Raw genomic sequence first — 12348 nt, forward strand, 5'->3', positions numbered from 1 at the left:
ACCTCGTGGTTCCCGCGCAGAGGAGGCTAAAACCATGGCCACGACAGCAAACCGAGTCAGCGCCCAGACACCCACTGAGATTAACCGACATCTTCGCTGGGAGATGGAGAAAAGGCTCGCCTACTACGAAACCCACCCCGACCAGATCCCGACCCGGCTGGAAGAACTCGATCGCGAATGGGACATCGAGCGAACGCTCGAGGCGAATGCTTCCACCTTGGCATTCACGGGAACCATGCTGGCGGCGACGGTCGACAGGCGATGGCTTGCACTCCCGGCGATCGTGACTGGCTTCCTCTTCCAGCACGCCATGCAAGGCTGGTGCCCTCCGCTTCCGATCCTGCGCCGGCTGGGCTTCCGAACGGCGGAGGAGATCAATCAGGAGCGCTATGCGTTGAAGGCGCTCAAAGGTGATTTCGACGTCAAGGGCGGCAACAAGCTCGATACTGTCCTGCGAGCCGTCGGGATCAGGTGAGGCGGGGCATGACGGCAGCCATCAGACCGAACGAAAGTGACAAGCAGGGCTTCCCCGCGACACTAATATGGGCGGCTTCTTCGACGGAATACTGCTCCACCAGATCCTCCAATGGCATCATCTCCTAAGTGGGGTCGAAGAAGCACGTCAAGACATTCGCGTACTGATCCTGACAGACGGACTTTTCCACGCGCTGATGTACGTGGTCGCCGCGGCGGGGCTTTGGCTGCTGTGGCGGTCGAGACACTCTTTTGCTGCCCGCGGAGCAGACAGACTCCTCTTCGCAAGCGCGTTGATCGGCTTCGGCGTCTGGCACATTCTCGACAGCGTTCTTTCCCACTGGATACTCGGAATCCACCGGATCCGTATGGACGTGGAAAACCGCATGTTCTGGGATCTCCTTTGGTTCGTCGTTTTCGGCCTAGTGCCTCTCGCCCTGGGCGCCTACTTGCGCCGGAACGGCATGAGAGGCGACGGGCGCCGGATTTCGAAAGGGCCGGTCGGACTGGCCTTGGCAGTTCTGATCGCCGGGCCTCTCGCCGCGCTACCCGCGCCAAATGAGGGACCTATCATGATCGTATTCGGCCCTGGCTCCACCGCCGCACGGGCGATGCAAGGGCTCGAAGCAAGCGGCGGGCGCCTCCTGTGGTCCGATGCGTCCGACATGGTCTGGGCCGTCGACATGTCTGCTGGAGGCGATGTGAAGCTGTTCTACAAACATGGTGCGATCCTGATCAGCAACTCCATCTTCCCAGCCGGGTGCTTCAACTGGACGCGCGTCTGAGGCGGTCAGATTGGGAAGGAGGCTCTCGCGACGAACCATGTACCGCCTCTCTCAAACGTCAGGTTGCCGCCGAGACGATCGAGCGCCATCTGGACGATCGACAATCCGAGGCCGCTTCCATGACCAGAGGCCTTCGACCCTCTGAAAAAGCGTTCCGTCACCCGCGCCTCGTCGGCAACAGGAATCCCCGGCCCCTGGTCCAGGATCTCGACAACGACCTCGCTTTGACTTTCGCTGACCCGGCACCTGACCACTGCACCCTTCGGCGAGTGCTGAATTGCGTTCTCGAGCAGGTTTCGGATCGCCAGACGCAGGAGGATTCTGTCGGCCTCAAGAACTGCCGGCTGCGGGGTTCGATCTGCGTGCTCCATCGCGACGTGAACCTCGTTGGCCGCTAGCTGCGTCTCCAGTTCCGAAGCGATCTCGCCAACAAGTACTGCAACGTCGACTGGCTCATCCTTGGCGGCGCCCTGCGACGCATCGACGGCGGCAAGATCGATAAGCTGACGGACCATCCGGCTGGTTCGGTCGACACTTGTGGAGATGCGGGAGAGGGCCTCGCGCTGGATCGTGGAATCGTCGGTCCTGAGAGCGATCTGCGCCTGGGTCTTGAGACCAGCAAGCGGCGTCTTCAGTTCATGCGCAGCATAGGCGGTAAAGCTCTGCTCCCGGTCACGCGCTTCGGCCACCCGGCCGAACTTCCCGCGGCACGGTTCCGTCATCGATCGGATGGAGTTCAGATGCGGAACGCCCGGCAAGTCCCTCGGCAATGCGCGTCAGTGGGGCAAGACCGCGGCCGACGCTGACCCAGATCAACACCGCCAAGACGGGGAGGATGACGATGCCGGGAACAAGAAGCCCCTTGATGACGTCGCCGATGAGTCGGTCCCGTATCTCAAGGCTGTCGCCGACCAGAACACGAACGCCGAGCGTCGGGTTGACGACCGCGTAGACACGCCACCGTTCTCCGTCGATCTCAGTTTCTTCGAAGCCATCCGTGTGGCTGGCAAGCGAAGTTTCGGGCGCACTCTCGGAGCGGCTGACGAGGCTGCCCTGAAGCGACCAGATCTGGCAGGAGAGCTGGCGGCTGTAGCTGCCGTCAGCTTGCTTGAACGGTGGAGGCGGAGCATTCGCGATTGCAGCGTCTACCGCCGCAGACGGCTCGATCCGGTGATCCGTGATGAGCGAGCTCACCATGCGTGCCGCTTCCATCAAACGGGCGTCCAGCACCCGCTCGACTTCGGCTTGTGTGCTTGCGTAGATCCAGGCCGCGGCGAGAAGCCAGACGGCGCCGGTCGTGGCCAGCAGGATCACAAACAGTCTGATCCGTATCGAATTCATTGCGATGTCCTCAACCGGTAGCCCGCGCCCCGCACGGTCTCGATGAACGACGCACCGAGCTTGGATCGCAGCTTGTGGATGTGAACCTCGACGGTATTGCTCTCGATTTCCTCCTGCCACCCATAAAGCTTCTCCTCGAGGTTCGACCGCGACAGGATGACGCCCGGCGTCTCCATCAACGCCTGGAGGATCACGAACTCCCGTCGGGAAAGGGAGATCGTGATCTCGTCACGCGATGCGGACATGCGTGCTGGGTCGAGGCTGACGTCCTTCCACTCGAGAAGCCCGGCCGCACGGCCGTGTCCACGGCGGACGATGGCGCGCAGACGGGCCGCAACCTCGTCGAGATCGAATGGCTTGCCGAGATAGTCGTCTGCCCCCGAATCCAGTCCAGTGATGCGATCCGCGACCTCGTCCTTTGCCGTCAGGAGGAGAACCGGCGTGCGATCGCCGGAGCGGCGCATCCGCGACAGCACATCGAGGCCTGATCCGTCAGGGAGCATGAGGTCGAGTATGATCGCGTCGAAGCGGTCGGCCTCGATGGCCGCGTCGGCGTCGGCAACCGATGTCACGGCGTCCACCGTAAAGCCGCACATCTGCAGCCCGACCTTCAAGCCGTCCAGCAGGATCTCGTCATCTTCCAGCACAAGTAGCCGCATCACATCCTCGTCTAGCTTCGCATCCTCCCTGCGCCCGCCACCTTAAGGCTGCCTTAAGGTTGGGAGGAGAGACCGCCGCTCCAACCCAACCAACGGAGCAGCCCTTTGCGTTTCTTCCTGTCGGCGTCATGTTTCCTCGCGACCATAGCTGTGTCGGCCGTGGCGTTAGCCATCGAACCGCCGCTCCCCATGGATCAGGCTTTCCGCATGGAGGCCGGCCGCGATGGTTCCGACATCGCAATAAGATGGCAGCTCGAGGACGGCTACTACCTCTACCGGGAATACCTGAGTGTGACCGGCGTCGGCGGCAAGCCACTCGAAATGGCAACTCCACCGGGTGTCATCAAGGAGGATCCAGGATACGGAAGCACCGAAGTCTACTACGGCACTGCCACGGCCACGGTCGCCGGGCCGGTCACGGGCTCTTTGAACGTGACCTACCAAGGCTGCCAGGATGGCGGACTCTGCTACCCGCCGACGACCGTCGAGATCGACGCCGCGACGCTTGAACCCAAGTCGGACACAGGAAAATCTGGTCTCCAGACTGCGCTTCGATCGCAGGCAGCCTTTCCTCTCGTGTCCAAAGGGCCGAAAGCCGCCGACAGCTCCAGCATCCGGATCTCGGATCCGTCAACCAACGGTGTGGTCAGTTCTCTCCTCGACCGCGGCGGCGTCCTCTTCCTGATTGTCGGCTTCCTTGGTCTTGGCGTCCTGCTGGCCTTTACGCCATGCGTGTTTCCCATGTACCCGATCCTGGCAGCGACACTGACGAGGGAAGGCGAGAGCCTGTCGACCGGACGTGGATTCGCCCTGTCATCGACTTACGTCCTCGCTCTTGCAGCGGCCTTCAGTCTCTTCGGCGTGGTCGCTGCATGGTGGGGTCAGAGCTTCCAGATCGCGTTGCAGTCTCCCGCTGCCACACTCATCGTTGCCGCCATCTTCGTAGCGCTGGCACTCTCCAGTTTCGGGCTGTTCGAACTGCAGCTTCCGTCCTTTCTCAGGAACCGGCTTACCGCGCGCCGCGGTTCAGGAGGTTCACTGGCGTCGTCGGCAGCACTCGGGTTTTCATCCGCTCTGGTCATTGGACCCTGCGTCACGGCTCCGTTGGCGGGCGCGCTTCTCTACATTGCGCAGACAGGAGACGTCGTCCTCGGCGCGACGGCCCTGTTTGCGCTCGGCGTCGGCAAGGGCATCCCGCTGATCCTGATGGGAACCTTCGGGTCGGGCCTCCTTCCCCGTGCAGGACAATGGATGGAACGCGTCCGGCAGGTCTTCGGCTTCCTCTTCTTCGCCACCGCCGTCTGGCTCGTGGACCGTCTGCTGCCTGCCGGAACTGGTCTTCTGTTGTGGTCCGTTCTGGCGATCACCTTCGCAGTCTTCATAGGAGCTTTCGATCAGATGCGACCCGAGGTCGGTGGCGCTGCACGGCTTGCCAAATCCGCGGGCATACTGGTCGGTCTCTACGGCGTCATCCTGGGGATTGGCGGCCTCTCCGGCGCGACGGACCCTTTGAAGCCTCTCGCGACGATTGCTGCCGCAAGCTCCGGAGACGCGACACCCGCGAGAGTGATCGGCAAGGACTCGTTCCAGTCCATCGCCTCGGCAGCCGATCTGTCCTCGTTGCTGAGAGCCGATGGGCCCGCCGCCCCCACGCTTGTCTACTTCACGGCCGACTGGTGCGTCACTTGCCGGGTGATCGAGCGGTCCGTTCTTCCGGACGCGACCGTGGCAGACGCGCTCGACGGCATCCGTCTGGTCTCGGTCGATCTCAGCGAGATCACCGAGGCAAACCAGTCGTTGATGAAGGAGCTGCAGGTCGTCGGGCCGCCGACGATGCTGTTTCTGGACCGGGACAACCAAGAAGTCCAAGACACTCGACTTGTGGGCGAGATCACTGCGGACACCGTTACGGTCTCGGCGTCGAGCGCGAAGGGGCAGCTCCGATGAACGCGGTGTCGCTTGGTCCATTTGCGTTCGATGCCGAGCGTTTCGCAGCAATCATCGGCATGGTCGCGTTCGTTGCCGTGGCCTCCGTTCTCGCACATCGAGTCGACGACAGGCTCGGCCGCTGGTCGTCGTGGACGGCGGTCGTCGCGCTTGCGGCGGCGCGCCTAGGGCATGTTCTGCAGCATGCATGGAGTTTTGCTCCAGAGCCTTGGCGGATCCTTTCTGTTTGGCAAGGCGGCTTCTCCTGGAGCGGAGGTGCCGCAGGCGTCGCCGTGATGCTGGTCGTCCTGTTCCTGAGGAGCCGAAAGCTTGTCGGATGGGCTGCGGCAAGCGTCGCGGCGGGAGCCGTCGCGACAACGGCGACGCTGGCATTCACCTATTCCGATACGCAGCTTCCGGCTGTTACCTCAACCTTCCGGACCCTTGACGGTGCAGAAAGCAGGATCGGTGACAACGGTCGCCCGACGGTTCTGAACCTATGGGCGACGTGGTGCCCACCTTGTCGCCGCGAGCTGCCGATGATGGCGGAACTTGCTGCAAGCACTGCCGATGTCGACTTTGTCTTCGCGAACCAGGGAGAGCCCTCGGCAAAGATCGCTGACTACCTCCGGAGCGAGAACCTCAACCTGGCGCAGGCGCTGCTCGATCCGCAACTTCTGCTCAGCCGCCATTACTCGGCAGTCGGCCTTCCCGCGACGCTCTTTCTCGCAGCCGACGGCACGCTTGCCGGCTCCCATCTTGGCGAGATCTCCCGCGAGGTACTCGCGCAGAAGATTCAGGAACTCAAATCTGAAGAAGGAATATCCGAATGACACCTTCCCGAGCGGCCGCTCTGTGGCGACCGTTGACCGCCTCGATTTTCGTCATGGGCCTGTCCGCCTGCGCGCAGACGGCCCCAGAGCCACCAAAGATCGAAGATCCGAAGGTGGATACGTCACTGGCCAGCATGTACGCCCCGATCAAGGATGGAGATGAGACCATCCCCGGCGTCGATGTCTCCAAGATGGACCCGAAGAACGTCCGCCAGGTCGTCGACTACAAGACCGGCTATTCGGCGGGCACGATCGTGGTCGATCCCCATTCCCGTTTTCTTTACCTCGTCATGGAGGGTGGCAAGGCGATGCGCTACGGCGTCGGCGTGGCCAAGGCGGGTATGGAGTTCGAGGGCGAAGCCGACATCTCGCGCAAGGCGCAATGGCCGGGCTGGGTGCCGACCCAGAACATGATCCAGCGCGATCCGGAGCGCTACGGCCCTTTAGCATCGGGCCTGGAGGGTGGCATCAAAAACCCTCTGGGAGCACGTGCCCTGTACCTCTACCAGGGGGGCAAGGACACGCTCTATCGCATCCACGGGACCAATGAACCCTGGAGCATCGGCAAGTCGGTCTCGTCCGGCTGCATCAGGCTGTTGAACCACGACATCATCGACCTCCACCGACGCGTGCCGAAGGGGTCGAAGGTCGTCGTGCTCGGACCCACAGAATCCGGAAAAGGAGAAGTATGACATGATCACTCGTAGAAACCTGCTCGCCGCCGCCGCCGGCACTGCCGCATTCGCCGCTACCTTGCCTCGGATGGCGTTCAGCCAGGAGATCACCGAAAAGTCAGTCTTCTACGACCCAGACGCGCCCGTTCTCGGAAACCCGAAGGGAGACGTCACGGTCGTCGAGTTCTTCGACTACCAATGCCCTTACTGCAAAAAAATCCATCCGATGGTCGAAAGGGTGGTTCGCGAGGACGGCAATGTCCGGCTGGTGCTGAAGGACTGGCCTGTCTTCGGCGGCGCATCGATCTTTGCCGCCCAGGCCGTCCTTGGAGCCGCACAGATGGGAAAGTACGAACCAGCCATGGAAGCGCTGATGAAGACGACGGGAAAGCTGACGGAGGAAGAGGTGGAAAAGGCGCTCACGAGCACCGGCCTCACCATGCAGGAGATTGCTGCCGCTGTGAACAAGCATAGTGCCAAGATCTCGGGGCTGCTCGACCGCAATTACAGTCAGGCACTGGCCTTCAACTTCGCAGGCACGCCCTCCTTTGTCATTGGGCGGACGACTTTCGCCGGCGTCCTCGACGAGAAAGGGCTGAAGGGCGCGATAGCAGAGGCCCGCGCGGCATGAGTGGACGGATTTTTGGAGCCGGTCTTGTTCTGCAAGAAGCACCGGCAGAGCCTTCAGGGTGCCTTAAGGCTGCCGGGCTTGGAAGAGGTCGAAGAAATCAACGAAGAGTCGCCGCATGACCAATGAGATCCAGACCAAAAGAAGAACTAGCTGCTCAACCGCGAGCCGCATTGGCGCAAGCTTGCCGAGGCGTTCATTTATCCTTGGGATTGGAGCAATCGCCGTTTCAGGCTGCGTCTCGACCGAGCCCCCGCCCGTTTTGGCGACGCTCCCGGAACCCCTGCCGGCGCCCACACCAGTGGTGCCGCCGATGTACTATGCCATGCCGAATGAGCGTTTTCCGGTCCCGGAAATCGATATCACTCAACTCGACCCGCAATTCTGGCGGACGGAGGTCGATTATCCTACGAGCGAGAGACCGGGAACCCTCGTAGTCGATACGCCAGGCAAGTATCTTTACCACGTCAAGGCCGATGGCCGTGCCATGCGGTACGGGATCGGGGTCGGACGTGAAGGATTTGCCTGGGCGGGACAGGCTATCATGGCCTACAGGCGGGAATGGCCGCGCTGGACGCCGCCCGATTCCATGGTCGCGCGGCAACCGGAACTGGAACCCTACAGCATTGCAAATGGCGGCATGCCTCCCGGACTGAAGAATCCGCTCGGCGCGCGGGCGCTCTACATCCATGAGGACGGGAGGGACACCTTATATCGAATCCACGGCACACCTGAGGCCTTCAGCATTGGGAAGGCCGTTTCCTCAGGTTGCATCCGGCTCATCAATCAGGACGTGATTCACCTTCACGACGAGGTAAGAGATGGCAGCCGCATCGTGGTCATTCCCGACCCGGCAATGAGCCATCTGCTCGTAGGTTGAACTTCAGGTTGATCCGCAGGTGACATCACCAGCGGGTTCACCCGTGATCCTGGGGCAGGAATGGCCGCGTTCGGCTCGCGAAACGGAGAGTGTCGCTTTAGAGATTGCCGCAACGCAGCCGTATGCGTTGGACTGCAATGTCCGCTGTTGGCGCGAAGCCGCCTTCTTGCCCTACGATGATGCGGCTTCTCTGAGGGCGCGATACACGCTTGCACGACCTATGTTCAGCGTCTTGGCAATTTCTGTTGGTCCCATCCCGTCGGATTTCAGTCGGCGGATCCCAGCAACATCAACATGAGGCTTCCTGCCTTTGTAGACCCCTCTGCTTTTTGCAGCGGCGATGCCTTCCATCTGTCTTTCTCTACGAAGGTTCGTCTCGAACTCAGCGAATACGCCGAGCATATCGAGGAAAGCCTTGCCGGCCGCCGAGCTCGTGTCGATCGGCTGTTCCGTCGCCTTCAGGGTCACCCCTTTCTGCTTAAGCAGCCGTATGATGTCCTGCAGATCTCCAACTGACCGCGCCAGCCGATCGACCCGCGTCACGACCAGGCTGTCGCCGTCGCGCATGAATTCTAGAAGCGTGTTAAGCTCCCTCCGATCCTGCTTAGTTGATCCGGATTTCTTTTCCGCCCGGATGACCGTGCACCCGGCCGCCTTCAAAGCCGCCTCTTGAATTGCCAGATCCTGATCGATGGTGCTGACACGCGCGTACCCGTAAATTGCCATGAAACGTCTCAATAGGTTCTAGACCTTTAATGGGTAGCGTCTCATAACTTCAAAATCAACCCAAATGATACACTGATATGTGTCTCACGCAGATTGTCTCAGAAGGTATACCCTAAAGCACCTGTGGTCGGTCGCCGATTGAGGCATCTGCGAACTAATCCCTTATGGGAGGTGAAGAACCAAACATCTGATTTATCGAAAAGATGCGGGAAAGACGTGTAGCTCGGTAGAGAATGTGTTGCGAAGCTTATGGACGTGATGTCATGTCACTATGTGATCAGGCATAGCTTGGGGAGAGTACCGCTGATGGGAGGAACCTATTTTGATGACCAGCAGGAGATAGGCCCACAGGGGTTGGCATTGCTACGCAAGGTGCTCGCGGACCTGTTTCGAGATCAATCTGGCGCCTCAAATGCGGATGAAGAGCTTGGCCTGGCAAAGGAGCTGGTCGCCCTGTTCAAGTCGGGCTTTCGAAGCGAGGAAGAGTTGAAAGCAATGGCTAGGGGCATAACAATTGAGAGCCATCAGCATGATTGAAAACAAAGGACTTGATGGGAGCGCAGGAGCTACTATTTCCCGCTAATGATCCACGACGTTGCCAAAAAACTCAATTCAGTTCTTGCACCTGAAGATCTGGCACTGCTGGAGACGGCCTTTGCGCGTGTGTGCGAACTGCGCGGCGTCTCTCAAACATCGCCGCCGGCGCAGGAAAGCGCTAAAGTTCTGATAAACCTATATCTGAGCGGAATTCGAAACCGGTTCCAACTGGTGGCGATGCTAACGGGGCAGAGGTTTCCGTAGAAAGCGTTGACCCAGTGTTGAGCTGCGTGCGCTTCCGATTGAGCAAGACCGGAAATCCAGACGGCACTGCCATGGCATGAATGGCAATATTGTTTGTCTTGCTGACAAATAAACCATGCGCGACGACTGATGTATCACCGAATCGCCGCGCTGGATGTTGTAAGCGACGGCTCAGATCACTGAAACGTTCTCGGCCTTGGATTTACCCGTCTTGCGGTCCTGACCTACTTCATAACGAACCTTCTGACCGTCTTTAAGTGCCTCGCCGAAGCCGACCGCGGAGATATGCACAAAGACGTCCTGACCGCCATCGTCCGGGGTGATGAAGCCGAAGCCCTTGTCCTGAGCAAAGAATTTTACTGTTCCGGTCGCCATGTGTACCTCTGTTGGTGATTGAGACGCAGACCTTAATCGCCATGCGTCCGAGCAACAAGCGGCATCCTGTCCGGCTTCATCGGAATACGCATCCTGTCAGGCCATTGGCGACAGGCTGCTGTATCCTCTGATCGGACGGACTGAGACTTTAGGCGAAGATCGCTGTTCATAAACCGCTGCTTTAGGTTTTTGGCAGATAGTGAGTATCAACTGTGTTGGCGGTTTGGGCTTGTCATTTCGTCCCCTGGGGCGATCGAAAGCGTAGCGTCGTCTCTTCCGGTTGAGTGTTCCAGGCGTGGCGTGACGGTGATTGAGAATGGATGACGTCTGGAAAGTTCTTGCTGGCAATCTCGCTGCAGTGGCATTGATCGTCTCGATCTGGACACATCTTTCCTATCGCTTCTACCAATTGCCTCCCAAGCTGCGCTGTGCCGGCCTCGGGGTCACGATGGGCCTCGCGGCGATAGCCTCAATGCTACTCTCGGTGCGCTTCGGAGTGGGGGTCATCTTCGACCTTCGGCTTGCCATTATCGAATCGGCTGCGGTATTTGGTGGACCTGGAGCTGCACTGATCACAGCCATAATGGCTGCGGGTTTCCGCTTCTACCTTGGTGGGGCAGGGGTAGTGCCTGGCTTGACGGCGATTGCCATTGTTTTCGTTCTCGGAAGCTCGCTCTGGTTCTTCGGCGGCCGCAAGCCGCTGAGCCATGCGCCGTCGATCCTGAGTGCCGCTGTGCTTGCAGGCTGTCTTTCGATTGCGGTCCTTGCGTTGCTTCGTCAGGCGGACTTCCAGAGGGCGGTAGCACAAGTCGGTCTGCCAATCGTCGTCCTGAATTTTACGACGACCGCTGCTATTGGCTTTTTTCTGGCGTATTTCCGTCGGTTCACGCTCGAGCGCGACATCCTGTATGCGGCGCTTACGCAGGCTCCTGACTACCATTACGTCAAAGACCTCAACCACCGTTTCGTCGTCGCGAACCTTAATGTTGCTCGCCACAATGGGCGATCGCGGTCTTCCGAGATGGTCGGGCTGACGGACTATGACCTCGCGCCGAGAACGAGAGCCGAGCAGTTGATCGCAGCAGAGGCAGGTATCCTGCAAACCGGCCAGCCGCTGGACCATTTCGAGGAGTTCCTCGTCGAAGAAGGTAAGCCGCCCCGATGGTACTCGACCTCGAAAGTCCCCTTGAGAAACCGACAAGGCGACATGGTCGGTCTGGCCGGCGTCACGGTCGACATCACTGAGAAAAAGTTGCTCGAGCAGGAACTGCGATCCAGCAGATACATCATGGCTCAAGCCATGGCCGAAATGTCCGATGGGCTCGCGATGTTCGGACCGGATGGGAGAGTGGTGTTCTGCAACGATCACTACCGCGCACTGTTCCCGAGATCAGCTTACGCCCGCAAAGAAGGTGCACACATCACCGAAATCGTCAGAGCAAGCGTGCGCAATGGTGAGCGCCAGGATATGCCCATCGATCTCGACGAAGATAGCATCCAAGCTGCTGGCCAAACGCTCTTCATCAATAAGGACGAAGTCATCCCACTCGCAGATGGTCGCTGGTTGTCCTTGAGAACGCGGGTGACTGAGGACCAACACGTGCTGGCACTTGTGTCCGATATCACTGCGATGAAGGAGTCTGAGCTTTCGCTCAAGAACTTTGCGGAGCGGATGAAAGGCCTGGCCGAAACAGACGCGTTGACAAGCCTTGCAAATCGGCGGTCCTTCGATGAAGGCCTGCTACGTGAATTCGAGGCAGCCAGGCAGACCGACCGACCTTTGTCTGTGCTTCTGGTCGATGTCGACAAGTTCAAGGCGTATAACGACCGTTACGGTCATCTTGAAGGTGACAGCTGCCTCAAATCAGTCGCGGGGGCCATCGCGGCTGCAGTCCGGCGCTCTGGCGACATCGCAGCTCGGTTCGGTGGCGAGGAGTTTGCAATCGTGTTACCCGATACCGACGGCGACACGGCGATCACGATTGCTGAGAAGGTCAGATCGTCCATCCGGGACCTCGGTTTGGTGCACGAAGGCAGCGAGTATGGCATCGTGACCGCCAGCCTAGGTGCTACCGTCTTTACGTCGGATTCGAGGGCTAGTAACCCAGCCGAACTCGTAGCACGGGCTGATCTTGCACTCTATCAGGCGAAGGATGCCGGGCGAGACCGCGTCGGGTTTCAGAGGCTAGCTGAAGGCGCGTGAAGAAGCCGGCTTAAAACCTTGTCGACCACGAATAGGGCCTGCC

14 protein-coding genes are annotated in these 12348 nt (G+C 59.9%); 9 read left to right on the forward strand and 5 right to left on the reverse strand.

The window, feature by feature from the left end:
* The first annotated feature begins 34 nt into the window (after positions 1-34).
* Both JZY08_RS26320 and JZY08_RS26325 read left to right on the forward strand, forming a co-directional pair.
* Complete coding sequence (locus JZY08_RS26320) at positions 35-475, forward strand: hypothetical protein (protein ID WP_052820528.1); 441 nt, start codon at positions 35-37, stop codon at positions 473-475.
* A gap of 67 nt (positions 476-542) precedes the next feature.
* Positions 543-1259: a DUF2243 domain-containing protein gene (locus JZY08_RS26325; protein WP_107341306.1), complete on the forward strand. Its 717-nt coding sequence runs from the start codon at positions 543-545 to the stop codon at positions 1257-1259.
* A 5-nt stretch (positions 1260-1264) separates the two neighbouring features.
* Here JZY08_RS26325 and JZY08_RS27685 read toward each other — a convergent pair whose 3' ends face one another.
* Genes JZY08_RS27685 through JZY08_RS26335 form a run of 3 tightly spaced genes read right to left on the reverse strand, consistent with a single transcriptional unit; the run spans position 1265 to position 3259 of the window.
* Complete coding sequence (locus tag JZY08_RS27685; RefSeq protein ID WP_253204184.1) at positions 1265-1948, reverse strand: sensor histidine kinase KdpD; 684 nt, start codon at positions 1946-1948, stop codon at positions 1265-1267.
* A complete protein-coding gene (locus JZY08_RS27690; protein WP_253204185.1) occupies positions 1932-2600 on the reverse strand; it encodes a sensor histidine kinase N-terminal domain-containing protein in 669 nt (222 codons plus the stop codon). The genes JZY08_RS27685 and JZY08_RS27690 overlap by 17 nt, the downstream gene beginning before the upstream one ends.
* The gene (locus tag JZY08_RS26335; protein ID WP_052820525.1) at positions 2597-3259 is read right to left on the reverse strand and encodes a response regulator transcription factor; all 663 of its coding nucleotides are present in this window, start codon (positions 3257-3259) and stop codon (positions 2597-2599) included. The genes JZY08_RS27690 and JZY08_RS26335 overlap by 4 nt, the downstream gene beginning before the upstream one ends.
* Before the next feature lie 105 nt (positions 3260-3364).
* Here JZY08_RS26335 and dsbD point away from each other — a divergent pair, with 105 nt between their 5' ends.
* The 5 genes from dsbD to JZY08_RS26360 all read left to right on the forward strand — a co-directional run bounded on the left by dsbD (position 3365) and on the right by JZY08_RS26360 (position 8200).
* Positions 3365-5206 (forward strand): protein-disulfide reductase DsbD, encoded by a 1842-nt coding sequence (gene dsbD, locus JZY08_RS26340; protein ID WP_246669770.1) that lies wholly within the window; start codon positions 3365-3367, stop codon positions 5204-5206.
* The gene (locus tag JZY08_RS26345; protein ID WP_062653996.1) at positions 5203-6018 is read left to right on the forward strand and encodes a TlpA disulfide reductase family protein; all 816 of its coding nucleotides are present in this window, start codon (positions 5203-5205) and stop codon (positions 6016-6018) included. Before dsbD ends, JZY08_RS26345 begins: the two co-directional genes overlap by 4 nt.
* Positions 6015-6710: a L,D-transpeptidase gene (locus tag JZY08_RS26350; protein ID WP_062653995.1), complete on the forward strand. Its 696-nt coding sequence runs from the start codon at positions 6015-6017 to the stop codon at positions 6708-6710. Before JZY08_RS26345 ends, JZY08_RS26350 begins: the two co-directional genes overlap by 4 nt.
* A gap of 1 nt (position 6711) precedes the next feature.
* Complete coding sequence (locus JZY08_RS26355) at positions 6712-7323, forward strand: DsbA family protein (RefSeq protein ID WP_107341305.1); 612 nt, start codon at positions 6712-6714, stop codon at positions 7321-7323.
* A 115-nt stretch (positions 7324-7438) separates the two neighbouring features.
* Positions 7439-8200, forward strand: coding sequence for a L,D-transpeptidase (locus tag JZY08_RS26360; protein WP_062653989.1), 762 nt, complete (start codon positions 7439-7441; stop codon positions 8198-8200).
* 171 nt (positions 8201-8371) lie between these two features.
* Here JZY08_RS26360 and JZY08_RS26365 read toward each other — a convergent pair whose 3' ends face one another.
* Positions 8372-8926: a recombinase family protein gene (locus JZY08_RS26365; RefSeq protein WP_062654064.1), complete on the reverse strand. Its 555-nt coding sequence runs from the start codon at positions 8924-8926 to the stop codon at positions 8372-8374.
* 306 nt (positions 8927-9232) lie between these two features.
* On the opposite strand from JZY08_RS26365, the gene JZY08_RS26370 reads away from it, so the two are divergent.
* Positions 9233-9463, forward strand: coding sequence for a hypothetical protein (locus JZY08_RS26370; protein WP_149149111.1), 231 nt, complete (start codon positions 9233-9235; stop codon positions 9461-9463).
* A gap of 435 nt (positions 9464-9898) precedes the next feature.
* On the opposite strand, the gene JZY08_RS26375 is transcribed toward JZY08_RS26370, so the two are convergent.
* Positions 9899-10102 (reverse strand): cold-shock protein, encoded by a 204-nt coding sequence (locus JZY08_RS26375; RefSeq protein ID WP_035227053.1) that lies wholly within the window; start codon positions 10100-10102, stop codon positions 9899-9901.
* A 316-nt stretch (positions 10103-10418) separates the two neighbouring features.
* Here JZY08_RS26375 and JZY08_RS26380 point away from each other — a divergent pair, with 316 nt between their 5' ends.
* Positions 10419-12305 carry a diguanylate cyclase gene (locus tag JZY08_RS26380; protein ID WP_107341302.1) on the forward strand — a complete coding sequence of 629 codons (1887 nt, stop codon included), beginning with the start codon at positions 10419-10421 and terminating at the stop codon, positions 12303-12305.
* Positions 12306-12348: the final 43 nt, after the last annotated feature.

Source organism: Rhizobium sp. X9 (assembly GCF_018873185.1).
Classification (GTDB): Bacteria; Pseudomonadota; Alphaproteobacteria; order Rhizobiales; family Rhizobiaceae; genus Agrobacterium; species Agrobacterium oryzihabitans.

What these genes read in the sequence shown, in the direction of transcription:
- JZY08_RS26320 (WP_052820528.1), top strand. Translation starts at nt 35, where the DNA reads ATGGCCACGACAGCAAACCGAGTCAGCGCCCAGACACCCACTGAGATT.
- JZY08_RS26325 (WP_107341306.1), top strand. Translation starts at nt 543, where the DNA reads ATGGGCGGCTTCTTCGACGGAATACTGCTCCACCAGATCCTCCAATGG.
- JZY08_RS27690 (WP_253204185.1), bottom strand. Translation starts at nt 2,600, where the DNA reads ATGAATTCGATACGGATCAGACTGTTTGTGATCCTGCTGGCCACGACC.
- JZY08_RS26335 (WP_052820525.1), bottom strand. Translation starts at nt 3,259, where the DNA reads ATGCGGCTACTTGTGCTGGAAGATGACGAGATCCTGCTGGACGGCTTG.
- JZY08_RS26345 (WP_062653996.1), top strand. Translation starts at nt 5,203, where the DNA reads ATGAACGCGGTGTCGCTTGGTCCATTTGCGTTCGATGCCGAGCGTTTC.
- JZY08_RS26350 (WP_062653995.1), top strand. Translation starts at nt 6,015, where the DNA reads ATGACACCTTCCCGAGCGGCCGCTCTGTGGCGACCGTTGACCGCCTCG.
- JZY08_RS26355 (WP_107341305.1), top strand. Translation starts at nt 6,712, where the DNA reads ATGATCACTCGTAGAAACCTGCTCGCCGCCGCCGCCGGCACTGCCGCA.
- JZY08_RS26360 (WP_062653989.1), top strand. Translation starts at nt 7,439, where the DNA reads ATGACCAATGAGATCCAGACCAAAAGAAGAACTAGCTGCTCAACCGCG.
- JZY08_RS26365 (WP_062654064.1), bottom strand. Translation starts at nt 8,926, where the DNA reads ATGGCAATTTACGGGTACGCGCGTGTCAGCACCATCGATCAGGATCTG.
- JZY08_RS26370 (WP_149149111.1), top strand. Translation starts at nt 9,233, where the DNA reads ATGGGAGGAACCTATTTTGATGACCAGCAGGAGATAGGCCCACAGGGG.
- JZY08_RS26375 (WP_035227053.1), bottom strand. Translation starts at nt 10,102, where the DNA reads ATGGCGACCGGAACAGTAAAATTCTTTGCTCAGGACAAGGGCTTCGGC.
- JZY08_RS26380 (WP_107341302.1), top strand. Translation starts at nt 10,419, where the DNA reads ATGGATGACGTCTGGAAAGTTCTTGCTGGCAATCTCGCTGCAGTGGCA.